The following is a 24,559-nucleotide window of genomic DNA, read 5'->3' as shown; positions in this document are numbered from 1 at the left end:
GAAGAAATACTAACAGGTCAACAAAAAGAATTTAGAGCCCATTTTACCTTGAAACAGTAAAATGGAATGATATGAATGAATAAAAAAAGCCTGAACAAAAGTTCAGGCTTTTTTTATTCTAATTAATGTTTACATCTTAGATTCTAAAACCAAGAGTAAGAATAATATCTGTAAACTTTGATTGTACTAAAGCCGAATCAGTAAGTCCAATATTATATAGTTGATAACTAACATCACGTTCAGACTGGCTAAACGCTACATCTAGATTAAAATCTCCAAAACTGTAACCTAATCCAGCAGAATAACCTGTTAAATCACCAAAAAGTGTATTGTCTTTATATGGGCTTTCTTCAAATCTATAACCACCTCTAAAACTTAATTGCTTATAGCGGTATTCACCACCCAATCGGTAAGATATTGCAGAGTCCAATCCATCATTTATTGTATTATTTAAACTAGTAAAGAAAGCATCAGAAGTTGGTCTAAACGTAGTCTTACTAAAATCTTTTACTGAATAATCGAAACTTAATAAACCTCGTTTGCCAAAAACATACGCTAAACTTCCTGTTAACTTTCCTGGTGTTTGAAGTCTGAATTCAGGAAAAACATTAATAACATTTGGATTAATACTTTGATTAACATTAGATCCATTATCAATTCTTGATACTGCTAAGAATTGAGAAGTCTCCTCCGATATTCTATACCATGTGGGTGAATTGTACGATATACCAACTCTAAATTCTTCAGTAAGTTTAGCTATACCGCCAAGCTGAAATGAGAAACCTCCGCCAGTAGTAAGAAGATTGTTTTCAAAATCTACATTTGTTACGGTAGATCCTGCATTTGAGTTAGATTCATTTAAAATAGTTGTTCGTTCAAAATTAATAAAGTGTGTATTTAAATTAAGACCAAAGTAAAACTTGTCGTCGTAACTAGTTGCAAAATTAAATCCTAACTTTCCGTTATAACCTCTACTTGAATAAGCATAATTTTGATTAAAATTTGTCCCATTTATATTTCTTATATAATCTGTATTTTCATCAGTATCGTTTACCGGATCGATAATAAATGCTTCATAACCTAAAAAAGCTTGCTGATTACTAAAACCGTATATAGAGCCGATTTCTGAATAAGCTCTAGATATGGTTTCACCTGGTAATGCTGAAATTTCGTCTAATCTAGTACCTATAGCATTTTCATAAAAATATTCTACAATACTTGTGTTTGGATTCACGCCACTTGCAACCCAATCGTCATCAAAATCTGAAACACGCTCATAGACTGCTCCAAGTGTGAATTTTCTCCATTTAGAGTTTGGGTTTGTATTTGTAAAAACAAAAGATGCACCTAATTGATTTAAGTCTACATTAGAATTTGCGGATACATTAGTGTTATTAAAATAACTAATATCTTGATTTTTATCAAACAACCCTAATGAAAGTGAAGCACTACTATTGTTAAATATTGCTGAACCCGCTGGATTAATGCTAATACTAGATATATCACCTCCTAAGGCGCCAAAGGCCCCTCCCATTGCTCTAAAGCGCGCTGTTCCTTGAATTTCATCCATAGAATACCTAACAGCATCTGTAATGTCTTGTGCAGAAATATAAGGTGCAATAGCTAGGCCTATGCAAAACATAAGTAACTTTTTCATAAATAAAATTTTATTTTTTTGAAATTTAAATTTAGTTTATCCTCTACCACGACCTCCACCAGAAGATCTAGAACTAGAAGAACTACCGGAAGATCTTGAAGACGAACTGCCTGATGATCTAACACTACCTGAGGATCTTGAAGATGAACTTCTAGAACTCCTTACGCTTCCTGAAGACCTTGAAGATGAACTTCTTGAAGACCTAACGGATCCGGAAGATCTCGAGGTTGATGGTCTCGTAACTCGTGAATTAGCTCTCCTCGATGTTGAAGAACCTCTTACTGTTCTTGTTGTTCTTGTATTTCTAACAGTGCTTGAACCTCTCGTGTTTGATCTGACACCAGTATTTCTTCTTACACTTGAGCTAGCTGCATTAGATAATCTACTTGTAGAATAATTTCTCCTAGATACGGCAGCACTATTTCTTCTTGTTACAGAATTATTTCTACCTGATATTCCATTTATACTATTGTTAAACAAAGAGCCTCTTCTGCTATAATTTGATGCAAATCTATTTGAGTTTATAAATGAATTATTCCAGCCCCAGTTATTCCAGCCATTACCCCATCCAGCACCCCAGTACCAAGGATTGTTGAATCCGTAACCTACTCCTACACGCCAGCCATGTAAACCCCAGCCCCAGTTATTCCAGCCAAAACCCCATCCGGTATTCCAGCCCCATCTATTTCCTCTCCAAGGTCTTCCCCAACCCCAGTTATTAAAGCCAAACCCACCATTCCATAACCACGGGTCGTTCCAGCCCATCCAACCGTTATCTATAAAGTTAATAGTAACATTGCTATTCTGTCCCCATCCACCATAAGCAGGCTGTTGTTCTAACGTATCTTGTACTCTCTCAACATAGTTTCCCTCGTAAGAATCTATATCTGTGAATACTTCACTTTCACCTTGTATAGCATCGATTTCTGCAGAATTTTCTGCAAAATAGTTTTTATAATAATTGGAGCCACTTGTCGAAGTTGTAGCTACTGGCTGTTCAGCAATTGTCTCGTATTGATCAGTACTGTAGATGCCGTCGTTATCATATCCGGCGTACTGAAAAGATCCACAAGATGTTAACGCGGCCATTAGACCGAGTGCAACAAAAAATGGCAATTTTTGTATTGTAATGGTTTTAAATCGCATATCTCTTATATTTTATTGTTGAACATTGCAAAAATAGTTAGTTTTGCTGTACTATTTTTTTATTTAACATAGTCACAATATCTGTGCCAAAACATCAAAAATGAGCAAAAATCTTACGAGTAGAGCTGAAGATTATTCGAAATGGTATAACGAACTGGTCGTTAAAGCAGACCTAGCTGAGAATTCTGCAGTGAGAGGTTGTATGGTTATAAAACCTTATGGATATGCCATTTGGGAGAAAATGCAAGCAGAATTGGATAGAATGTTTAAAGAGACGGGACATCAAAACGCTTATTTCCCTTTATTTGTTCCTAAAAGTTTATTTGAAGCAGAAGAGAAGAATGCGGAAGGTTTTGCGAAGGAATGCGCTGTAGTTACTCATTATAGGTTGCAAAATGACCCAAATAATGAAGGTAAGCTCAGGGTTGATCCTGAAGCAAAACTTGAGGAGGAATTAGTGGTTAGACCCACAAGTGAGGCTATCATCTGGAATACTTATAAAGGCTGGATACAAAGTTATAGGGATTTACCTATTTTAATTAATCAATGGGCAAATGTAGTCCGATGGGAAATGCGGACGCGATTATTTTTAAGAACAGCTGAGTTTTTGTGGCAAGAAGGGCATACAGCCCACGCAACTAAGTCTGAGGCTATCGAAGAAGCCTCTCAAATGAATGATGTTTATGCGGAATTTGCCGAAAAATTCATGGCCATTCCTGTAATAAAAGGTGTGAAAACTGAAAGTGAACGATTCGCTGGGGCTGTTGAAACGTATTGTATAGAAGCTTTAATGCAAGACGGTAAAGCTCTACAAGCTGGTACATCTCACTTTTTAGGACAAAACTTTGCGAAAGCATTTGATGTTAAATTTACTAATAATGAAGGTAAACAAGATTATGTTTGGGCCACATCTTGGGGCGTCTCAACACGGTTAATGGGTGCTCTAATAATGACCCATAGTGATGATAAGGGATTAGTACTACCACCTAATTTAGCTCCATTTCAAGTGGTTATAGTCCCGATTTATAAAAATGATGAACAATTTAATGCTATTTCTGAAAAATCAGAATTGATTATATTGGCATTGAGGCAGTTAGGAATTAGTTGTAAGTTTGATAAAAGGTCAACACATCGTCCTGGAGCAAAATTTGCACAACATGAACTACAAGGTGTACCCCTAAGAATTGCAATAGGTCCGAAAGATTTAGAGAATAATACAGTAGAACTAGCAAGAAGAGATACCTTAAGTAAAAGTATAGTTGCAATTGATGATGTTGTAATAACAATTAAAAGTCTTTTAGAAACTATACAAAGTGAATTATTTACTAAAGCCTCAGTCTATAGAGATACACATATTACTAAGGTTGATAATTTTGATGATTTTAAAACTATTTTAGAAACCAAAACAGGGTTTGTCTCTGCACATTGGGATGGTACTAGTGAATCTGAGCAAAAAATAAAAGAGTTGACTAAGGCAACGATTAGGTGTATTCCGATAGATAACATATTAGAAGAGGGTAAATGTGTTTTTAGCGGTAACCCATCGACTCAACGTGTACTTTTTGCCAAAGCGTATTAAAAAAAAATCAAAAAACTTATATTAGTAGTTGCAACATTTAAAAATAGTTGTATTTTTGCATCCGCAATGGAAACATTGTAGGTTCATTTAAATAAGTAAATAACCAAATGGCCCGTTCGTCTATCGGCTAGGACGCCAGGTTTTCATCCTGGTAAGAGGGGTTCGATTCCCCTACGGGCTACAATTTTTAATAAAAAAAGTAAAATGGCAAATCATAAGTCAGCATTAAAAAGAATTAGAAGTAACGAAAAAAGACGTGTACTCAATAAATATCAGCATAAGACAACTCGTAATGCTATCAAAAAATTACGTGAAGTTACTGATGGTAAAGAGGCGCAAAAGATGTTACCTTCTGTTATTAGTATGATTGATAAATTAGCGAAGAAAAATGTTATTCATTCTAATAAAGCTGGTAATTTAAAATCTCAATTGACAAAACACGTTGCTGCTTTATAAAGTAAGAATTAAATTATTATAATTTTTTAAAAGTCTTTCCATTATGAAAGGCTTTTTTTAATGTATTGTAATAAATAAGAAACAAAAAAACCTTGAACTAAAGTTCAAGGTTTTTTTGGTATAATAAATTTAGTTGTTTTTATCCGTTCATAGAAATAAGAAACTCTTCATTATTTCTTGTTTGCTTAAAGCGGTCGTTGATAAATTCCATGGCTTCTACAGGGTTCATATCTGCAAGATACTTTCGCATTACCCACATTCGTTGGATTGTATTAGCATCCAGTAAAATATCATCACGTCTAGTACTTGAGGACGTTAAGTCAATGGCAGGGAATATACGACGGTTAGAAATCTTACGATCTAATTGCAGTTCCATATTACCAGTTCCTTTAAATTCTTCAAAAATAACCTCATCCATTTTAGAACCTGTTTCTGTAAGTGCCGTTGCAATGATTGTTAATGATCCACCATTCTCAATATTACGAGCGGCACCAAAAAAACGTTTTGGTTTATGCAATGCATTTGCATCTACACCTCCAGAAAGAATCTTTCCGGATGCTGGTTGTACCGAGTTATAAGCTCTTGCTAGTCGAGTTATAGAATCTAATAGAATAACAACATCATGTCCACACTCCACCAAACGCTTAGCTTTTTCTAAAACGATATTTGCAATCTTCACGTGTTCGTGTGCTTCTTTATCAAAAGTAGATGCTATAACTTCGCCACGTACATTACGTTGCATATCTGTTACTTCTTCAGGGCGCTCATCAATTAATAAAATCATTTGATACACTTCAGGATGATTGGCTGCAATGGCATTTGCAACATCCTTAAGTAACATCGTTTTACCAGTTTTTGGTTGTGATACAATCATACCACGCTGTCCTTTTCCTATAGGAGCAAATAAGTCCATAATACGGGTAGAAATTGTTGCTTGCTTCTCAGCTAAGTTAAATTTCTCTTGTGGAAATAAGGGTGTTAAATGTTCAAAAGCGACTCGGTCTCTTACCACGTTTGGACTTTGACCATTAATTCGACTCACTTTTATTAAAGGAAAGTATTTCTCCCCTTCTTTAGGTGGTCTAACTTGTCCTAAAACTGTATCACCAACCTTTAGACCAAATAATCTAATCTGAGATTGAGAAACATAAATATCGTCTGGAGATGTAAGGTAATTATAATCCGAAGATCTTAAAAAGCCATAACCATCTTGCATAATATCTAAGACACCTTCACTTTCAATAATAGCATCAAATTCAAAATCTGGTTCACGGTAACGATTCCTGTTATCCTTATTACCATTATTTTTTTGATTATTGTTATTGTTTCTGTTGTTATTACCTTTTGATCGATTTTGTCTATTGTCGTTATTATGGTTGTTATTAGAATTTCGACTTTCTTCTTTCCGATCATTAGACTTATTATCTGGACGCTTTTGTCTTGTATCGTTAGTCTTACGCTCCTGAGGTTTAGAATCTTTTGATTTTCTCTCTTGAGGTTTTGTTTCTTCTTTTTTCTCTGGAGAATCCGATGGTTTGTGATTTTTATTATCCTGAGGTTTTTTGTCGACCCTTGCGCGTTTTGGTTGCGGCTTACTTTTTGTAGTTTCTGGTTTTACTTCAGTAGTGGCCTTAGCTTTAACTGCTTCAGGATTTGCTGCTTGGTAATCTAAGATTTGATATACCAGATCTAGTTTTTTTAAACTACGGAATTTTGGAACACTAAGTTGTTTAGCTATGTCCTGTAATTCAGGAAGCTTCTTAGCTTTTAATTGTGAAATTTCAAACATTCGTATGTTATATAATGTATTATAATTTGATATTAATTATTCAAGATTTTCTAAATGAAATAAAAAGAAAAAAAGTGAAATTAAATTGGAAGATTAAAGTGATGTAACATAGTTTGTTACTTCTTTCTGTTGCAATTATACAACTTTATTTTAGATAATTTTCTATCTTTTTAAAAAATAAACGACTAATTTTGCAATGTATTTTTAATTAAAGAAATGATACAACGCATTCAAACGCTATACTTATTTTTAACCTGTGGTATTTCTGCAGGGCTTATATTTTTGTTTCATTTATGGACCAATAATGAAGGGGTAAAAATTTTTGCTTCAGATAATTATACGTTTTTAGGACTTTTTATAGTGTCGGCTGTATTGGCTTTAATTTCAATATTTAGTTTTAAAAATAGAAAGTCTCAGTTTGTATTGGGACGTCTTAATATAATATTAAACTTTATTTTACTAGGAATCTTTGTTTATCAATCTCTAAATGTATCTGGAGAAACTAATGTTTCTGAGAAAGGTATTGGGATTCTTCTTCCTATTTTTTCTATTGTGTGTTTAGTCTTGGCTAACAAGGCTATAAAAAAGGATGAAGATCTTGTAAAATCTGTTGATCGATTACGATGAACCTAAAATCTTAGTAGTTGAAAAGCCCAAACACTGCCGTTTGGGCTTTTTTTATCTTTTTTGAAATTCTATAACTTCTAGGTCTTTTACTTGCTTTCCATCAATTTTAAATCTAAGCATAGTTCGCACCTTGTGAAAACCATGTTTTCCAGCGGCACCAGGATTCATGTGTAGTAAATTTAATTTTTTATCTGGCATTACTTTTAATATATGAGAGTGGCCAGTAATAAAAATGTTTGGTGGATTAGACCACAGATCGTCTCTAACTTTGTTATTGTATTTGGGAGGATAACCACCAATATGTGTTATCCAAACATCAACAGCTTCACATTTAAATCTGTTGTGAAGAGGAAATTCTGTTCTTGCTTTGGCGTCATCAATATTACCATACACAGCTCTTAGCGGTTTTAGCGTCTTTATAGCATCTGTAACTTTTAAGTCACCAATATCACCAGCATGCCATATTTCATCTGCTTGCTTTACATATTTTAGTATATGGTCGTCTATATAGCTATGTGTATCTGAAAGTAATAGTATTTTCTTCATGTCTGCTTTTAAAAAAATGACAAATTGTATTATTATTTTAGTTGTTCTGCTGTAATGAAAACTTATTACCTTTGTGTTTCACAAAAGTAGCATTTCTATTGCGATATTTTATAGAAGTTTCTTATAATGGTAAGAGTTATCATGGTTGGCAAATTCAGCCTAATGCCATTTCTGTGCAAGAAGTACTAGAAAAGGCGCTTAGTGTTATTCTAGGTCATAAAATATCTATTGTTGGCGCAGGCCGAACAGACACAGGTGTCCATGCCACACAGATGCTTGCTCATTTTAATTTTGATGGTAAAATTATAGTTAAAACTTTAATCTATAAGTTAAATTCATATTTACCCAAAGATATATCAGTCAAAGACATTTTTGAGGTTAGAGCAGATGCTCATGCTCGCTTTGACGCAATCAGCAGAATGTACCACTACAAAATATCGACCTTAAAAAATGTTTTTAACTACGACTTAGAGTATGAAGTTCATTTACCTTTAGATTTAGTAGCAATGAACCAGGCTTGTGAAATTCTATTTCAGTATAGAGATTTTCAATGTTTTTCTAAAAGTAAAACAGATGTAAAAACTTATAATTGTACTATATTAGAAGCTAACTGGGTAAAACATGAAAACAACATTTTGTTTGTAATTAAAGCAAATCGGTTTTTAAGAAATATGGTAAGAGCAATAGTGGGAACTTTTATTAATATTGGGTTAGGAAAACTTCAGCCGAACGACTTACATGCTATAATACAATCTAAAGATAGAGGGGAAGCTGGATTTTCTGTACCAGCTCATGGTTTATATTTAGTTGAAATAGAATACCCTAATGAAATTAGGCTAATTGAATAATGGGAAAAAGCAATAAAAAAATATTTGACCTTTCGCTCTTTAAGCGCTTATTACAATATATAAGGCCTTATCGTACAATTTTTATAATCTCTTTGTTTTGTGTTATTGGATTAGCACTCTTTGGTGCATTTAGACCATACGTTTTAAAAGAGGCAATTGATGTTAAAATAGCGACAAAAGAATATTCGGGCTTTGTTTTCTATATGATTATAATGCTTGTTTTACTTATATTAGAAGTGTTTTCTCAACTTCTTTTTATTTATTATGCAAGTTGGCTTGGTCAGAGTGTGGTTAAAGATGTTAGAGTTAAACTTTTTAAGCATATGCTAAAATTTAAAATGACCTACTTTGATAAATCTTCTGTCGGTGTTTTGATTACAAGGGCTGTAACTGATATGGAGCGAATAGCTGATATATTCGGCCAGGGATTATTTATGATTTTCAGTGATATTCTCAAGATGCTTGTTGTTGCAGGATTTATGATTTATATGAATTGGCAATTAAGCATTATTGTTTTTATTGCACTACCAATAATAATTGTAGCAACAAAAATATTTCAAAAGTATATGAAACTGGCTTTTGAGGATGTGAGAAACGAAGTTTCAAATTTAAATTCATTTGTGCAAGAACGGGTAACAGGTATGAAAATTCTTCAGTTATTTACTCGTGAAAACATAGAATACAAAAAATTTAAAGTTATAAATGAAAGGCACAAAAAAGGTTGGTTAAAAACTGTCTGGTATAATTCAATTTTCTTTCCAATAGCTGAATTTGTGTCATCTTGGACTTTGGCTACGGTGATATTTGTCGGTGGTTATAGTGTGGTTAGTGAAGTTCATTTTACGTCTCTGGGTGATTTAATTGCCTTTACAATGTTTATACCTATGCTTTTTAGACCGCTCTATCAAATAGCAAATAAATTTAATACATTACAAATGGGAATGGTTGCGGCTGATCGTGTGTTTAAAGTTTTAGATACGGAGTCGCATATTAATGATTTTGGAGGAAATGAGATTACTAATTTTGAAGGTGATATTACCTTTGAGCATGTTAGATTTTCATACTTAGAAAACGAAGAAGTTTTAAAAGGTATTTCGTTTAATGTTAATTCTGGTGAAACTGTAGCAATAGTAGGTGCTACTGGTGCAGGTAAATCTACAATTATAAATTTACTGAATCGATTTTATGATATAGATTCTGGTTTAATTAAAATAGATGATATTAATATTAAGGAAATGACCTTAAGTTCTTTAAGGAACCAAATAGCTGTGGTGCTTCAAGATGTCTTCTTATTTGCAGATACTATTCTAAATAATATAACATTAAATAACGATAGTATAACAGAAGAGGGTGTCATAGCAGCTGCGAAAGCTATAGGAATTCATGATTTTATATCTACGCTTCCTGGCGGATATCATTATAATGTTAAGGAACGCGGAGTTATGTTATCTTCGGGTCAACGTCAGTTAATTTCATTTTTAAGGGCCTATGTCACTAACCCAAGTATTTTAATCTTAGATGAAGCGACATCCTCCGTAGATTCTTACTCAGAGCAATTAATTCAAGATGCTACGGATAAAATTACTAAAGACAGGACTTCAATTGTTATTGCTCATCGCTTAGCTACAATTCAAAAAGCAGATAAAATTATAGTTATGGATGCTGGAAAAATTGTTGAAATTGGTACACATCAAACATTACTTAAAAAAGAGAATGGCTATTACAGAAATCTTTATGAAGTTCAATTTTTAAAGGAAGAGGTTGCTTAAATGATTTATTGAGGCTTAAAAGCCTCTAGATCATATGTGCCAGTAATGAGGGCTATTATAAACGATAAAATTCCAAGCCCTAGATAACAAATAGAAAATAAGGTTAAAAACAAAAATGTTTTTAGTGCTAGTTCAGAAAAGCTGAGTTTAAACAGACGTTTAAGCAAAAAGCAATGGTATAAGAGCATAATAGGATAGGTAATAAGTATAAAAGGTATGTAATAAGTGGGAATAAGCAATAAAATTAGTTGTCCAACAATTACAGTGACAATGGATATTAAAGACATGCTGTAGAGATATATTACAACATGTTCGGTAAGATTATATTTTTTGTCATAGAAAATAATCCAAGATAATAAACCAAATATCGGAACTATAGCTGAAAAAATTAGCGAACTATATTCCATTGAATCACTAGTAGAATATGCTGCTAGTGCTTCTTGAGAATATTCATTAGAAAATAGTTTTAAGCTCGAAAACCAAGCTACTAAATCAAAATACTGTAAATAGAATCTCTTTATTATAAACAAAGAAATACCAGAGATTGAAAGCGATAAACCAAAGAAACTTACAGGGTTTACATAGCGTTTTCTTACTCCACTAATATAAGTACCAATAACCTCTTCGGGTTTAATAAATAGTAATTTAATAGTTCTAAGTAATTTATTATCATAATTAAAAAAAGTTTCGCTAAGATGTTCAAAAAGATTTTTTAGTGTTAAGCGATTTCTTATCACTTTTCCGCCACAATTTTTACAGTAATCATCTTGTTTTTGTAGTTCGGTATGGCAATTTTTGCAGTTCATTTATAAGTTTAATTTTCCTGTAATTAGAAGATAAAGTATCATAATGACTAATAATATAATCATCATTATCGAGAATACAATAATATATATGGTGTATGCGGCTATGTATCTTACCATAGTCTTTAAATATGTAGATTTATATAAGCGATTAAAAACAAACGCTCCATATAAAATTAATGGAGGAGTAGCTATAATTGAAGCTACTAAAAAATTCTCTATATCAAATATGGCAAGAAGAAGATATATTATAAAGTTGAAATATATAGTTTGAGCCGTTAGGTATAAGTTAATAACTAAATGCTCTGTATAATTATGCTTTCTTTTATCTAAGTAAATAAGCCAAGTTCCTATTGCTATAAATGGCATTAATATTGAAAAAAAGACACCTTGATAATCATTAAAAAAATCAGGATAATTAGCAAATGGATTTTCTGTATTATTATTTACGGTAAAATTATCTGAAAGAGTATTTGATTGTGCTTCCATAAATTCGGGAAACAGGTTTTTTAATAAAAACATTTGAAAACCTAATACAGTCAATGCAATAGCGTAATATGTTATAACACCAATATATTTTTTCCTTAAACCATTTATATAACCATCAATAACTACTTCTGGTTTTATTAAAAGAGCTACAAATGTTTTTAGAAATTTATTATCAATAGACAAAAACTGCTGGTTGATTTGTTGAAATAGAATTTTTGGGGTAAGCCTATTTCTAATAAAAGGTGATCCGCAATTATCACAATACCGTTGAGTATCAATTAGATTTTTATGACAATTTTTACAATTCATTTATAGCAAGTCTTGTTTAATCTTTTCTATAAGATCATCAGTATCTTTAAACATAATAAATTCACCACTTTTAATATAAGAGATTTGTCCTGATTCTTCACTTACGCATAATGCAAGAGCATCGGTCTTTTCGGTAATACCTACCGCTGCTCTGTGTCTAAGGCCAAAACGTTCTGGAATATTTTTTTCATTATTTACAGGCAAAATTACACGAGTTGCTTTCACTACATTCTTATCTATAATAATAGCTCCATCGTGCAGAGGGCTATTCTTAAAAAATATACTTTCAATAATGGGTTGCGAAACTAAAATGTTCATTTCATCTCCTGTGTTGGTGAGAAAATCTAGATTGTTGTTTCGTTCTATAACAATTAGTGCACCTGTATTTGTTGTACCCATTTTATTACAAGCATTTATTATAGCATCAATATCTGTTGTAGTTTGATCATCATTTTTTAAGAATTTAAAATTCTTAAAAATCCCTTTTTTGCCACCTAAATTAGTCGATCCTACTAATAATAAAAATTTTCTTATTTCTGGTTGAAAAACAACGATAAGTGCGATAATTCCAACTTTCATAAACCCGTCAAATATGCTATAAAGCATATGCATTTCTAGGTAATCTGTTAAGCGCCATGCAAAATAAACGATGAGAATACCAATAAAAATATTAATGGCAACTGTCCCTTTTACAAGTTTATAGATATAATAAAGAAGAATAGCAACTAAGAAAACATCAACGAAGTCGATAAATCTAAAATCCCAAAGTTGTAAGTTTTCCAAAAGATGAGTCTTTTTGCTAATTTAAGAATTAAAGTTAATAAATGAACTCGTTAGTGCTAATTCTAACTGTTTTTGAAATAAGTTCGGACAGTTTGGACTTAATTCTAATATAGTCTTGAAAGCTAAGATTTTCTTCAAAATACAAATCTATAGACAACCCATTAATTTTTAAACCTTCAGATAAAGGAATATTTTTTTCTAATAACTCCAATATTTGATGTGCTTGGTTTTCGAAATCTTCTTTATTTGTATTAGTAATCACAAAATATGTTGTCGGTGAAGGATTTTGAGAAATGACAATATCGTTATAACCTATTCTCTGCGATGCATGAATGGCTATGGAGTCTTTTACGATATCAATAATCTCATAATTAACATCCGTAAACTCCAAAAATCCTAAATTACCAATACTCGTATCATTACAAGTAAAGAAATTTTTCGCATTTTCATTTTTATGCATTTTAGCATTTCTTTTTTTGTCTTGTAAGTACTTTATATGAGGAATGGCTTGTCTTAACGTTAATCTTTTATCGACGTTTACTAACCAATTAGTTGTACTAATAAGGTTTTTTCTATTTAGAAGAGTTGAGTCTGGTTGCGTTTGGTCGTAGAAAATATATCCTGATGATACATCTAAAACTTCGGAGGTTATTGTATTTTTAATTGTGGGGAGTTGCAGCACTCTCTCGTTATTGCAACTTAGTAAGCAAAGTAATATAAAAAGATAAATATATCTCATAGATTAACTGGCATTCAACTTATTGTAAAGAGCGATACATTCCATAGCTTCTTTTACATCGTGCACTCGAAGAATCTTAGCGCCTTTTTGCAAAGCCACCATATGTAAGGCAGTTGTTCCGTTTAATGCATTTTTGGAAGTTGTATTTAATGTTTTGTAGATCATAGATTTTCGAGATACTCCAGCAAGTATTGGTTTGTCCGTAAGCTGAAGTAATTCTAAATTATTTAGTAACTCATAATTTTGCTCAAGTGTTTTGGCAAAACCAAAACCTGGATCAATAATAATATCATTTATTTGCTCCTTATGGGCCTTTGCTATTTGCTCTGCAAAATAAAAGTTAATCTCTTTTACTAAATCATTATAGTCCGTATGTTTTTGCATGGTTTTAGGATCTCCTTTCATGTGCATCATTATGTATGGAACACCTAATTGGCCTATTGTAGAAATCATATTTCCGTCAAGCTTCCCTGCTGAAATATCATTGATAAGAGCAGCACCATTTTTAATACTTTCCTTAGCAACATGACTTCTAAAGGTGTCAACAGAGACTAGAGTTTCAGGAAAATTCCTCATTATTAATTCAATAACGGGAATTACGCGGTTTAACTCTTCTGATTCACTTACAAAATTCGCTCCAGGTCGCGAACTATAACCGCCAACATCAATAAAGGTGGCTCCATCGTTACGCATTGTTTCTACCTGATTTATAATTGAAGATTCATCTTTATATAGTCCACCATCATAAAATGAATCTGGTGTTACATTAAGAATACCCATCACCTTTGGGGTAGATAAATCTAAGAGTTTGCCTTTACAATTTATGGTCATATAATTTATTAAAAGGTGTTGGTTATAACTTTAAACCTCAAACTTTGAACTTCTAACTTATTTATGCGAAATTTACGGAAATTATAACGTAATAAATGCAAGATACATCAAAACAATACGATGCTGTTATAGCTCAATGCAGAACCCTTTTTGTAAATAAAATGAGCGATTATGGGAGTGCATGGAGAATATTAAGATTACCATCACTTACAGATCAAATTTTTATAAAGGCACAACGTATTAGAGGTTTGCAACAAAATGACGTAAGAAAGGTTGACGAAGGTGAGGTTAGCGAGTTTATAGGTATTATTAACTATTGTTTAATGGCATTAATTCAATTAGAAAAAGGTGTGGTTGAGCAACCAGATTTAAATACCGAAGGGGCTACTGAACTTTATGATAAAAAAATTGCATTAACTAAACAATTGATGCTAGATAAAAATCATGATTATGGCGAGGCATGGCGGGACATGCGTGTAAGCTCATTAACGGATTTAATTTTGCAAAAACTTTTGCGTGTTAAACAAATTGAAGATAATTCAGGTAAAACTATAGTAAGTGAAGGAATTGATGCTAACTATCAAGATATGATAAATTACGCGGTCTTTGCTCTGATTCATTTGGGTGAATCAAATTCTTAATAATTACAATTATTTATGAAGTATTTAGTACAAATAAGTAGAATATTCACTGGGATTCTTTTTATCATTTCAGGATTTATAAAGCTCAATGATCCGTTAGGGTTTTCGTATAAATTGCAAGAATATTTCGGTGCAGATGTTTTAAATATGGAATTTTTAATACCATATGCCTTATTAATTTCTGTTTTTGTGGTAGTTTTTGAGGTTGTGTTAGGTGTGTTTTTATTAATTGGTTATAAACCAAAATTTACTGTTTATAGCTTATTGGCAATGATTGTATTCTTTACCTTTTTAACATTTTATTCGGCATATTTTGATAAAGTGAAGGATTGTGGATGTTTTGGTGATGCTTTAAAACTGACCCCTTGGGAGAGCTTTATAAAGGATGTTATTTTATTAGTACTAATTCTAATTTTAGTTGCAGGGCTAAAGCATATTAAACCAATTTTATCAAAACTTCCAACAACTATTGTTGCATTGCTGAGTTTTATTATTTCACTTTGGTTTGGTTATCATGTATTAATGCATTTACCATCTATTGATTTTAGAGCATATGCAATAGGGAAAAATATCCAAGAGCAAATGGCAATTCCAGAGGATGCTGCAAAACCAATATTAGAATATACTTGGACATTTACAGTTAATGGTGAAGACCAAGAGTTTGTTACTAATGGAAGCTACCCAACAGTAGAAGGAGAATATGTCGGTGTAGAAACAAAAACTATTGATGAAGGTTATATACCTCCAATTCAAGATTTTTCTATAGAATCGGATGATGAAGATTTGACGACCTATTTTTTAGAAAAAGAAAATCTTGTAATAGTTGCAATGTATAATATTTCTACAGCAGAAGCTGAAGGGGTAGCAAAACTAAAAACATTTACAGATGAAGCTATAAAAAAAGGATATACAGTAATTGGATTAACATCTTCTGGATTTGCTGACAAAGAAAGAGTAAAAGTTGATAATGGTTTAGATTTTGAATTTTACTTATGCGACGAGAAAGTGATTAAAACGATTGTTAGATCTAGTCCTGGTATTGTGCTTTTAGAAAAAGGAACAGTCATTAATAAAGCGCATTGGAATGATATTGATGATATAGAACTGATAAAAGTTGCTTCAAATAGTGTTTTGAAAAATAAGCCTGATCATGGCACGTTATTTTTAGTCGATGGTAAATTATACAATAAGGTGCAAGTAGATTCTTTAAATAAGGATGATATTGAAGAAATGTCAGTTTTAACGGAAAGGTATGAAGGCGATATGTTAGATTCTATTAATAAAGTTAGTAGTTCTTATTATTCTTCTTTAGTTATCATAAATCTTAAAAAGGACTAATCTGTTACGCTACTTTGTAAATAAACTACTCTATGCCTTCGTCACCTTACTAGGTGTAATAACTGTTATTTTCTTTCTATTTACAATTTTGCCTGGTGATCCAGCAAAAATGATGCTCGGTCAAAATCAAACAGCTGAACAGGTAGAGGCTGTTAAAAAGAAATATGGGTTCGATAAACCTCTCGGAACTCAGTATTTATATTACCTTAATGATTTGTCTCCAATTTCTCTGCACTCAACTAAAACTGTTGGGCATTATACATCTTTAGATGCTGATAAGTATACCTATTCAAAACTATTTTCAACAGGCAAAATAGCAGTTGTTATAAAATATCCGTATTTAAGAGAGTCTTTCACGAAGCAAGGAAAAAAGGTCACTAAAGTTATTGGAGAAACCATTCCTAATACCTTTGTTTTAGCAGTCTCAGCGATTTTAATTGCTATAGTTTTTGGTCTTGTGTTTGGCGTCTTATCAGCGCTTTATAAAGATACTTGGATAGATAAGACAATACAGATTTTAAGTACTTTAGGGATGAGTTTACCTTCTTTCTTTAGTGCGATATTATTTGCTTGGCTTTTTGGATTTGTGTTACATAAATACACCAATTTAGAAATGACAGGTAGTTTGTATGAATTGGATGATCTTGGTGAAAAAATGACAATTAAATGGAAAAATCTAATACTACCTGCAGTTGTTTTAGGTATTAGGCCATTAGCTGTCGTTATTCAGTTGATGCGTAATTCGTTATTAGAGGTCATGAATCAGGATTACATTAGAACTGCACGGGCCAAGGGGTTAAGTGAGTTTCAGGTTATAAAAAATCATGCAGTAAAGAATGCATTAAATCCTGTAGTAACCGCAATATCTGGTTGGTTTGCATCAATGCTAGCAGGTGCTGTTTTTGTAGAATATATTTTTGGTTGGAATGGTCTTGGTAAAGAAATTGTAAATGCATTAAATACTTTAGATTTACCTGTGATAATGGGTGCTGTTTTAGTTATTGCAATAGTTTTTATCACCATTAACATATTTGTAGATGTTATATATGCTTGGCTAGATCCAAGAGTAAAATTGTCTTAATTTATTTGTGTTTATTTATATAATTTTTGAATGTCTCGTCTATAACGATTTCGCAACAATTTAGTTCAATTAACAGCTAAGGTTGGCTTTTTGCTTATTTTTGTTACTCATATCATATCAATAAATTAACGTCCTCTTTAGAAATACAAATAGAACATTATGAGAAAAAATATAGTTGCAGGTAATTGGAAAATGAATAATGATTTAAAAGCCACTAGAAAGTTGGTGAAGCAAATCAAAAAGTCTATAGAAGATAAGGATTTAAATAATACTAGAGTTGTTATTGCGCCTACGTTTGTTAATCTTGCAACAGCGGTAAAGCGTTCAAAAAAGTCTAAGTTAGAGGTTGCAGCACAGAATATGCACCAAGCGACTAATGGAGCATATACTGGTGAAGTTTCTGGTGAGATGTTAAAAAGTATTGGTGTAAAAACAGTTATTTTAGGTCATTCAGAAAGACGTGCTTATTTTGGCGAGACAGATGCACTTTTAGCCGAGAAAGTTAATACAGCTTTAGCGAATAATCTCGAAATTATATTTTGTTTTGGTGAAGAGTTGACAGATAGAAAAGAAGGTAATCAAGAAGCGGTTGTTGAGAGTCAAATAAAAAATGCGTTATTTCAATTAGATTCAAATGCCTTTAAACATATTGTTTTGGCTTACGAACCAGTTTGGGCTATTGGTACGGGTGAAACTGCAAGCCCTGAGCAAGCTCAAGATATGCATGCTTTTATTAGAAATACCTTAGCTTCTAAATATGGAAGCGAAGTTGCCGATTCAGTATCTATTCTTTATGGTGGTAGCGTAAAACCAGCTAATGCTAAAGAAATATTTTCTAAGCCAGATGTAGATGGTGGTTTAATTGGTGGTGCTTCATTAAAAGTAGATGATTTTTCAGCAATTGTTAGCGCATTTTAATAATGTCTAATAGTATTTATATAGGTTACGATTTTACAGTAGAACCTTTACAACCAGGAACTGAAATATTAATTGCAGAGCTTGGTTATGCAGGTTTTGAAAGTTTTGTGGAGACTAATGAAGGTCTTACTGCTTACATTCAAAAAAACGAATGGAATGCCTTTATATTAGATGATATTCAAATCTTAAAATCGAATGAATTTAAGATTTCCTTCAAATTTAATGAAATTGAACAAACGAATTGGAATGAGGAATGGGAAAAGAATTTTAAACCTATCGTAGTAGATGATTTAGTAACTGTTCGTGCACCTTTTCATAGTAAAGCAAATACTCAATACGACTTAATTATAGAACCAAAAATGAGTTTTGGTACAGGTCATCATGAAACTACGCATATGATGATACAGCATATATTAAAAAATGATTTTAGAAATAAGACTGTTTTAGATATGGGATGTGGTACTGGAGTATTAGCAATCCTTGCTGAAAAAGTTGGAGCTTCAAATCTAGACGCTATAGATATTGACAATTGGTGTTATCTTAATAGTTTAGAAAATATAGAACGCAATGGTTGTCAAAATATTTCTGTCTATGAAGGTGATATAGCCCTTCTAAAAACTCAAAATTATGATCGTATAATAGCAAATATTAATAGAAATATTCTTCTGCAGGATATTCCAGTTTATGCTAAACACTTAAAAAAACATGGGCAACTTTTTTTGAGTGGATTTTACGCAGAGGACTTGGACTTAATCACTGAAATTTGTACTAATAACGGATTGAATTTTAAAAGTAAAATCTTAAAAAACAAGTGGATAGCAGCAGAATTTATGAATTAAAAATATTTAAAATTTTAAAGTTATTATTGAATTATGTTTAATTTATTATGATAATTTAACATAATTATTTTAAAATGTGTGGTTTTCCCGTAATCCAAACTTCCTTTTTCACCGTATATTTATACAAATAATATTATTTAATTGTAGATTTTAAGGGTGAGCTATTTTAAATAGTTTGCCATAATATTCTACACTCCAGTTTACGTAAACTATTCAAACAAATCAATAATTTAACACACGTAAAATGAAAAAAATAATAAAAATTTGGGCGGTTTCTTTAGCTGCATTTGCACTTGTATTTACAGCTTGTCAAAAAGATACTGTCGATGAAGATTCACTAAACCAAAATGACGACATTATTATTAATATGAATAAGTTGGGTAGCCGAACTGTGGTTACTGATTCTGAAATATTGGATGCAATTAAATCATTAGATATTGATGTTGGAATTGTTTCTGAAGGTGATTTTTTCTTACCAAATGGAACAGTAGAACAACGTATTTATATAGGTAGTGATATTGTTTATACTAAGAAAGAATTAAAAAAGCTTGTTGATGCGCACTTAGTAGGTCAGAAGCAATATAGAACCTTCAATTTAGTTTCAGAAAATAATCAAACGATAAATGTACTGGGCTATACTGGTGGTAGCCAAGCCTTATCTAATAAAGCACGTACAGCTTTAACTAGAGCCGTTGCAAATTATAATAATATTAATAATATGACGTTAGATTTCAATTTAACGTTTGGTACTAATTACCAAGCTGCAGATATGGTTGTCTATGATAATTCTGTGAACAATCCTAATGGAACAGGTGGTGTTGCAGGATTTCCAAATTCTAGTGGTCAACCTAATAAATTTGTTCAGATATATGGTATAGAACAATTTTCTACTAATGTTAATGAGCATGTAATTACTCATGAGATAGGACATTCAATTGGTTTTCGTCACTCAGACTGGTTTGACCGTTTAAGTTGCCCTGCATCATCTCAAGGAAATGAAGGATCAGGTTCTGATGGTGCCGTGCATGTAGAAGGTACACCAACAGGTAGAGATGTAACTTCAGTTATGCAAGCATGTTTCTCTACTAGTGTAAGTGGAAACTTCAATAATAATGATGTTACTGCTTTAGAAGCTATGTATCCTGCAAGTACAGGTCCTTGTGATGGAGTTTCTGAATGGCAAAGTGGAAGAAGCTATAGTATTGGTTCGCGTGTTACTTATTTTGGTAATTTATACGAGCGCGTATCAGGTGGTTGGACCTTTATTGGCCCATGTAACTAAAGTTTTAAAAAAAGGTTTGTATTAAATTAGATTGATAATGGGTTGATTATATTTTTTTAATCAACCCATTTCTTTGTACAAAGAATAACTGTGAGTGATGCATTGAAGTGATACAATAAACTTTAACATATCTATAATATCTAAACCAAGAGCTTTTTCGTTTTAATAAAAAATATTTTTTTAATTTAGCTTAAATCATATTGCAATCATGAATTTTCAAGAAAAGGGTCAAGAAGAATTACTTGTCGAGGAGGCTATTTTAAAACAAAATGAAATTGTTTTGTTTAATGACGATGTTAATACATTCGATCATGTGATTGATACGTTAATTTACGCATGTGATCATGCACCAGAGCAAGCAGAGCAATGTGCAATATTAGTGCACTATAAAGGAAAGTGTACAGTAAAAACAGGTTCTTATGATGATTTAGAACCGCGTTGTTCTAAGTTATTACAAGCAGGACTTAGTGCCGAAATTGTATAAAGTGTTTTATACTTAGTGTTACAATATTTTATTTGGTTATTCTACCCACTACGCAACTCACAAAAGACTTCGCTTTTTTCGGTAAAGAATTTGATTCTCCAACTATTGGGTAACCTAAATCGGATAGTTTCTTTTTAGCCAAATTAAAACTTAATTCAGAGCTATAAATAAAGCTTACTTCGTCTGAATTATTATCTACCATAACTTCAGCTATATCATTTAACTTAGATAATTGTGTTACAATTGTGTTTGCACAACCATGACATTTTAAGTTCTGAATTTTAAGTTTAATTTCCATTTCCATTGTTATAAAGTTGAAGGACAAACAAAATCTGTGATTTTGAGGTCCGTTTTCTTTATGGCTCCGAAGCCACCTGCTATATCTATTAGATTCTGAAATCCGCGAGCCTTTAAAATCGAAGCCGCTATAACCGAGCGATATCCTCCAGCACAATGTAAATAATATGTTTTATCTGCAGATACATCGTTCATTTTATCATTAATAAAGTCTAGAGATAGATGCTGTGCATTTTCTAAATGAGATGATTGAAATTCACCATCTTTACGAACATCTAGAATATTAATGTTTGAGTTTTTGGCGCGCAGAGCAAATTCTTCGGCAGAAATTGATTCTAATGTATCTATCTCCTTATCTGCGTTTTTCCAAGCATTTATCCCTCCATCTAAATAGCCTAAAGTATTATCGTATCCTACACGAGATAATCGTGTAACAGCTTCTTCAGATTTTCCTTCAGGAACTACTAAAACAATCGGTTGTTTTATATCTGTAATTAGAGCACCAACCCAAGGAGCAAATCCACCATTTAAACCAATAAAAATGGAATTTGGAATATGCCCTTTTATATATTCCGATTGAGGCCTGACATCTAAAACTAAAGCAGATTCATGATTTGCTAAAGCTTCAAATTCTTCTGGATTTAATGGAATATTTCCTGTTTCTAAAACAGTATCAAAAGTTGCATAACCTATTTTATTCATCATAGCGTTTTTTGCAAAATATTGAGGTGGAGGTGCTATACCATCTAGAACCTCCTTTACAAATTCAGATTTTGTCATATCTGAGCGTAGGGCATAGTTAGTCTTTTTTTGCTCGCCTAAAACTCCTACGGTTTCTTTACTTAGATTTTTACCACAAGCCGAACCTGCGCCATGTGCAGGATAAACAATTACATCATCTGCTAAAGGCATAATTTGATTTCTTAAAGAATCAAAAAGCATTTCTGCCAAATCTTCTTTAGTTAAATCAGATTTTATAGCTAAGTCTGGTCGCCCAACATCACCTAAAAATAAAGTGTCTCCAGAGAATATTGCGTGGTCTTTACCGGTTTCGTCCTTAAGTAAGTAGGTCGTAGATTCTAAAGTATGACCTGGTGTGTGCAAAACTTTAATAGTTAGTTTTCCTATCTTCAGCTCTTCACCATCTTTGGCAGAATGGATATCATATTCAGTTGAAGCGCCAGGGCCAAAAACTATTTTCGCACCTGTTTTTAAAGCTAAATCAACATGACCAGATACAAAATCAGCATGAAAATGTGTTTCTAGAATATATTTAATCTTTGAATTATTTGCTTTAGCCTTATCTATATATTGTTGAATTTCACGCAGTGGATCAATTATAGCAACCTCTCCTTCTGACTCAATATAATAAGCTCCCTGAGCTAAGCATCCTGTATATAATTGTTCTATCTTCATTTTTAACTTATTTATAGTGCAAATTTACGAAACTTCATTTTTTTGAATTGTGACAATTATCACAAAGTTTAAAACAGTTCTTTATATAATATATATGTAGCCATTACAATAGTAAAATAGCCAAACCCTTTTTTTAAACGTTTAGGGCTTATTTTTTTTGACAGAGCTAGTCCTATAAAAATGCCGATTATAGAAATTAATGTAAATGTTATTAGAAATTTCCAATCTATTGTCAGGGTTTTTAAATCGCCTAAGAATCCTACTAATGACTGAATGGCTATAATAAATAGTGATGTGCTAATTGCCTTTTTAATTGGTAACTTAACTAATAAAACTAAAGCAGGTACAATTAGAAACCCACCTCCAGCACCAACAAGACCAGCTAAAACACCAATTCCAATTGCCTGAGAACCAATTGCAAAATAGTAATTGACATCAAATTTTTTAATACTATCATCTTCAGGTATTTCTCTAGATTTAATCATGGACCAACCAGCTAAGAACATAATTAATGCGAATAAAAGCATTATAAAAAGCGAGTTTGTCAACTGAAAACTACCCAATGTAAAGATTACTTCCGGAAGATTTGGGATAACCAAGCTTCGAACCATAAATACTGTTATGATAGAGGGTATGGCAAAGACTAACGCGGTTTTAAAATCTATTTTCTTTTGTCTAATATTTTTAAGCGTTCCAACTAAAGCTGTGCTACCTACCACAAATAAAGAGTAGGCTGTGGCCACTATAGGGTTAAACCCTAGAAAGTACACTAAAATAGGAACAGTTAGTATAGAGCCTCCACCTCCTATTAAACCAAGAACTAGTCCAACAACTAGTGCACCAAAATAGCCTATAATCTCAACTGCTTCCATCTAATGAGGTAGTTTGTCTTTTAAAATACCATAAGTATATGTGCCTAATAATGCAGCGGCAATAACTATTATGATTGTAAATGCGCCAGTACCGATTAAGATATACATTGGACCTGGGCAAGCACCACAAAGTGCCCATCCTAAACCAAATATTGATCCACCAATAAGATATCTTTTAAAGCCTTTTTCTTTTAAAGGTACTTTTATATTATTTCCTTGAAGTGTTTTAACTTTTAATTGTTTTGAAATTAGTAATAGAATAATTCCTGTCATAACAGCGGTGCCAATGATTCCGTACATATGAAACGACTGAAATTTAAACATTTCGAAAATACGATACCACGATACTGCTTCAGACTTTACTAGTACTATTCCGAAGAATATACCAATCAATAAGAACTTTATATATTTTGCCATATTAAAAAAGTATTGGATATATTAAGTGAATCATTATTAAACCTCCGATAAAAAACCCTATAACAGCAATTAGAGAAGGAATTTGTAAACTACTTAAACCAGTAATGGCGTGCCCAGACGTGCAACCGCCTGCATAACGTGTACCAAAACCAACTAAAAAACCGCCAATAAGTAAAATAGCAATTCCTTTAAAGCTAAAAGCTGCCTCCCAACTAAATAGTTCGTGCGGTAATAAGCTATTGCCTATATCAGTAAAGCCATAAGTTGTTAAATCTTGTATTGTTGCTTCGCTTAAATCTATTTTAATAGAATTTGAAAGATAGTTATGTGCTATAAATCCTCCAATGATAGCACCAAAGACAACGATGAGGTTCCAACGTTGACTTTTCCAATCAAACTTAAAAAATTCAACTTTTTTACCAGCTCCTCCGATTGCACATAAAGTTCTAAGATTAGAAGACATGCCAAATGTTTTTCCTGAATAGAGTAGGAGAAACATAATTAAAGCGATACATGGTCCGGAAACATACCATGGCCAAGGTTGTAATAAGTATTCCATAGATTTAATTTGGTACAAAAATAGAATTATACAAAACATTTTGT

At 32.2% G+C, this 24,559-nt stretch carries 26 protein-coding genes and 1 tRNA gene; 13 read left to right on the top strand and 14 right to left on the bottom strand.

Annotated features, from left to right (window positions below; genetic code table 11):
* Positions 1–136: 136 nt before the first annotated feature.
* Both ACFWU4_RS12715 and ACFWU4_RS12710 read right to left on the bottom strand, forming a co-directional pair.
* Complete coding sequence (locus ACFWU4_RS12715) at positions 137–1,657, bottom strand: OmpP1/FadL family transporter (RefSeq protein ID WP_411128447.1); 1,521 nt, start codon at positions 1,655–1,657, stop codon at positions 137–139.
* Between the two features lie 36 nt (positions 1,658–1,693).
* Positions 1,694–2,803 carry a hypothetical protein gene (locus ACFWU4_RS12710; RefSeq protein ID WP_411128445.1) on the bottom strand — a complete coding sequence of 370 codons (1,110 nt, stop codon included), beginning with the start codon at positions 2,801–2,803 and terminating at the stop codon, positions 1,694–1,696.
* Between the two features lie 100 nt (positions 2,804–2,903).
* Here ACFWU4_RS12710 and proS point away from each other — a divergent pair, with 100 nt between their 5' ends.
* The 3 genes from proS to rpsT all read left to right on the top strand — a co-directional run bounded on the left by proS (position 2,904) and on the right by rpsT (position 4,838).
* The gene (proS, locus tag ACFWU4_RS12705; RefSeq protein ID WP_411128443.1) at positions 2,904–4,382 is read left to right on the top strand and encodes a proline--tRNA ligase; all 1,479 of its coding nucleotides are present in this window, start codon (positions 2,904–2,906) and stop codon (positions 4,380–4,382) included.
* Positions 4,383–4,491: 109 nt separating this feature from the next.
* Positions 4,492–4,563 (top strand) — tRNA-Glu (locus ACFWU4_RS12700).
* A gap of 23 nt (positions 4,564–4,586) precedes the next feature.
* Positions 4,587–4,838, top strand: coding sequence for a 30S ribosomal protein S20 (rpsT, locus tag ACFWU4_RS12695; protein WP_411128441.1), 252 nt, complete (start codon positions 4,587–4,589; stop codon positions 4,836–4,838).
* A gap of 139 nt (positions 4,839–4,977) precedes the next feature.
* Here the strand turns inward: rpsT and rho are convergent, their stop codons facing one another.
* Complete coding sequence (rho, locus tag ACFWU4_RS12690) at positions 4,978–6,627, bottom strand: transcription termination factor Rho (protein WP_411128439.1); 1,650 nt, start codon at positions 6,625–6,627, stop codon at positions 4,978–4,980.
* Positions 6,628–6,843: 216 nt separating this feature from the next.
* Here rho and ACFWU4_RS12685 point away from each other — a divergent pair, with 216 nt between their 5' ends.
* On the top strand, positions 6,844–7,254 hold the full coding sequence (locus ACFWU4_RS12685) for a DUF4293 domain-containing protein (protein WP_411128437.1): 411 nt from the start codon (positions 6,844–6,846) through the stop codon (positions 7,252–7,254).
* Positions 7,255–7,305: 51 nt separating this feature from the next.
* On the opposite strand, the gene ACFWU4_RS12680 is transcribed toward ACFWU4_RS12685, so the two are convergent.
* A complete protein-coding gene (locus ACFWU4_RS12680; RefSeq protein WP_411128435.1) occupies positions 7,306–7,800 on the bottom strand; it encodes a metallophosphoesterase family protein in 495 nt (164 codons plus the stop codon).
* Between the two features lie 98 nt (positions 7,801–7,898).
* Between ACFWU4_RS12680 and truA the strand changes: the two genes are divergently transcribed.
* Both truA and ACFWU4_RS12670 read left to right on the top strand, forming a co-directional pair.
* Positions 7,899–8,648, top strand: coding sequence for a tRNA pseudouridine(38-40) synthase TruA (gene truA, locus ACFWU4_RS12675; RefSeq protein WP_411128433.1), 750 nt, complete (start codon positions 7,899–7,901; stop codon positions 8,646–8,648).
* Positions 8,648–10,417: an ABC transporter ATP-binding protein gene (locus tag ACFWU4_RS12670; RefSeq protein ID WP_411128432.1), complete on the top strand. Its 1,770-nt coding sequence runs from the start codon at positions 8,648–8,650 to the stop codon at positions 10,415–10,417. The genes truA and ACFWU4_RS12670 overlap by 1 nt, the downstream gene beginning before the upstream one ends.
* A gap of 5 nt (positions 10,418–10,422) precedes the next feature.
* Here ACFWU4_RS12670 and ACFWU4_RS12665 read toward each other — a convergent pair whose 3' ends face one another.
* From ACFWU4_RS12665 to folP, 5 genes are read right to left on the bottom strand one after another with little or no spacing between them, the layout of a single operon-like run.
* Positions 10,423–11,223 carry a DUF3667 domain-containing protein gene (locus tag ACFWU4_RS12665; RefSeq protein ID WP_411128430.1) on the bottom strand — a complete coding sequence of 267 codons (801 nt, stop codon included), beginning with the start codon at positions 11,221–11,223 and terminating at the stop codon, positions 10,423–10,425.
* Positions 11,224–12,018 carry a DUF3667 domain-containing protein gene (locus tag ACFWU4_RS12660; protein ID WP_411128428.1) on the bottom strand — a complete coding sequence of 265 codons (795 nt, stop codon included), beginning with the start codon at positions 12,016–12,018 and terminating at the stop codon, positions 11,224–11,226.
* On the bottom strand, positions 12,019–12,801 hold the full coding sequence (gene cdaA / locus ACFWU4_RS12655) for a diadenylate cyclase CdaA (protein ID WP_411128427.1): 783 nt from the start codon (positions 12,799–12,801) through the stop codon (positions 12,019–12,021).
* 34 nt (positions 12,802–12,835) lie between these two features.
* The gene (locus ACFWU4_RS12650; RefSeq protein ID WP_411128425.1) at positions 12,836–13,483 is read right to left on the bottom strand and encodes a hypothetical protein; all 648 of its coding nucleotides are present in this window, start codon (positions 13,481–13,483) and stop codon (positions 12,836–12,838) included.
* A gap of 60 nt (positions 13,484–13,543) precedes the next feature.
* A complete protein-coding gene (gene folP, locus ACFWU4_RS12645) occupies positions 13,544–14,371 on the bottom strand; it encodes a dihydropteroate synthase (RefSeq protein WP_411128423.1) in 828 nt (275 codons plus the stop codon).
* 95 nt (positions 14,372–14,466) lie between these two features.
* Here folP and ACFWU4_RS12640 point away from each other — a divergent pair, with 95 nt between their 5' ends.
* From ACFWU4_RS12640 to ACFWU4_RS12610, 7 genes are all read left to right on the top strand, one after another.
* Positions 14,467–15,012, top strand: coding sequence for a DUF1599 domain-containing protein (locus ACFWU4_RS12640; RefSeq protein WP_411128421.1), 546 nt, complete (start codon positions 14,467–14,469; stop codon positions 15,010–15,012).
* Positions 15,013–15,027: 15 nt separating this feature from the next.
* Positions 15,028–16,350 (top strand): BT_3928 family protein, encoded by a 1,323-nt coding sequence (locus tag ACFWU4_RS12635; protein WP_411128420.1) that lies wholly within the window; start codon positions 15,028–15,030, stop codon positions 16,348–16,350.
* Between the two features lies 1 nt (position 16,351).
* Positions 16,352–17,431, top strand: a complete 1,080-nt coding sequence (locus tag ACFWU4_RS12630; RefSeq protein ID WP_411128457.1) for an ABC transporter permease — start codon at positions 16,352–16,354, stop codon at positions 17,429–17,431.
* A 159-nt stretch (positions 17,432–17,590) separates the two neighbouring features.
* Positions 17,591–18,349, top strand: coding sequence for a triose-phosphate isomerase (tpiA, locus tag ACFWU4_RS12625; RefSeq protein WP_411128418.1), 759 nt, complete (start codon positions 17,591–17,593; stop codon positions 18,347–18,349).
* Between the two features lie 2 nt (positions 18,350–18,351).
* Entirely contained in the window at positions 18,352–19,188 is an 837-nt protein-coding gene (gene prmA, locus ACFWU4_RS12620; protein WP_411128416.1) for a 50S ribosomal protein L11 methyltransferase, read from the top strand.
* Positions 19,189–19,432: 244 nt separating this feature from the next.
* A complete protein-coding gene (locus tag ACFWU4_RS12615; protein WP_411128414.1) occupies positions 19,433–20,470 on the top strand; it encodes a M57 family metalloprotease in 1,038 nt (345 codons plus the stop codon).
* A 208-nt stretch (positions 20,471–20,678) separates the two neighbouring features.
* Entirely contained in the window at positions 20,679–20,954 is a 276-nt protein-coding gene (locus ACFWU4_RS12610) for an ATP-dependent Clp protease adaptor ClpS (protein ID WP_411128412.1), read from the top strand.
* A gap of 28 nt (positions 20,955–20,982) precedes the next feature.
* Here the strand turns inward: ACFWU4_RS12610 and ACFWU4_RS12605 are convergent, their stop codons facing one another.
* From ACFWU4_RS12605 to ACFWU4_RS12585, 5 genes are all read right to left on the bottom strand, one after another.
* Complete coding sequence (locus tag ACFWU4_RS12605) at positions 20,983–21,252, bottom strand: heavy-metal-associated domain-containing protein (protein ID WP_411128410.1); 270 nt, start codon at positions 21,250–21,252, stop codon at positions 20,983–20,985.
* A gap of 8 nt (positions 21,253–21,260) precedes the next feature.
* Complete coding sequence (locus ACFWU4_RS12600) at positions 21,261–22,667, bottom strand: MBL fold metallo-hydrolase (RefSeq protein WP_411128408.1); 1,407 nt, start codon at positions 22,665–22,667, stop codon at positions 21,261–21,263.
* A gap of 68 nt (positions 22,668–22,735) precedes the next feature.
* On the bottom strand, positions 22,736–23,539 hold the full coding sequence (locus tag ACFWU4_RS12595; RefSeq protein ID WP_411128406.1) for a sulfite exporter TauE/SafE family protein: 804 nt from the start codon (positions 23,537–23,539) through the stop codon (positions 22,736–22,738).
* Positions 23,540–23,956: a DUF6691 family protein gene (locus ACFWU4_RS12590; protein ID WP_411128404.1), complete on the bottom strand. Its 417-nt coding sequence runs from the start codon at positions 23,954–23,956 to the stop codon at positions 23,540–23,542.
* 1 nt (position 23,957) lies between these two features.
* Positions 23,958–24,515: a YeeE/YedE family protein gene (locus tag ACFWU4_RS12585; RefSeq protein WP_411128402.1), complete on the bottom strand. Its 558-nt coding sequence runs from the start codon at positions 24,513–24,515 to the stop codon at positions 23,958–23,960.
* Positions 24,516–24,559: the final 44 nt, after the last annotated feature.

It is taken from the genome of Winogradskyella sp. PE311, assembly GCF_046545555.1.
Taxonomy (GTDB): Bacteria; Bacteroidota; Bacteroidia; order Flavobacteriales; family Flavobacteriaceae; genus Winogradskyella.
This window is presented reverse-complemented; position numbering and strand designations above follow the sequence as displayed.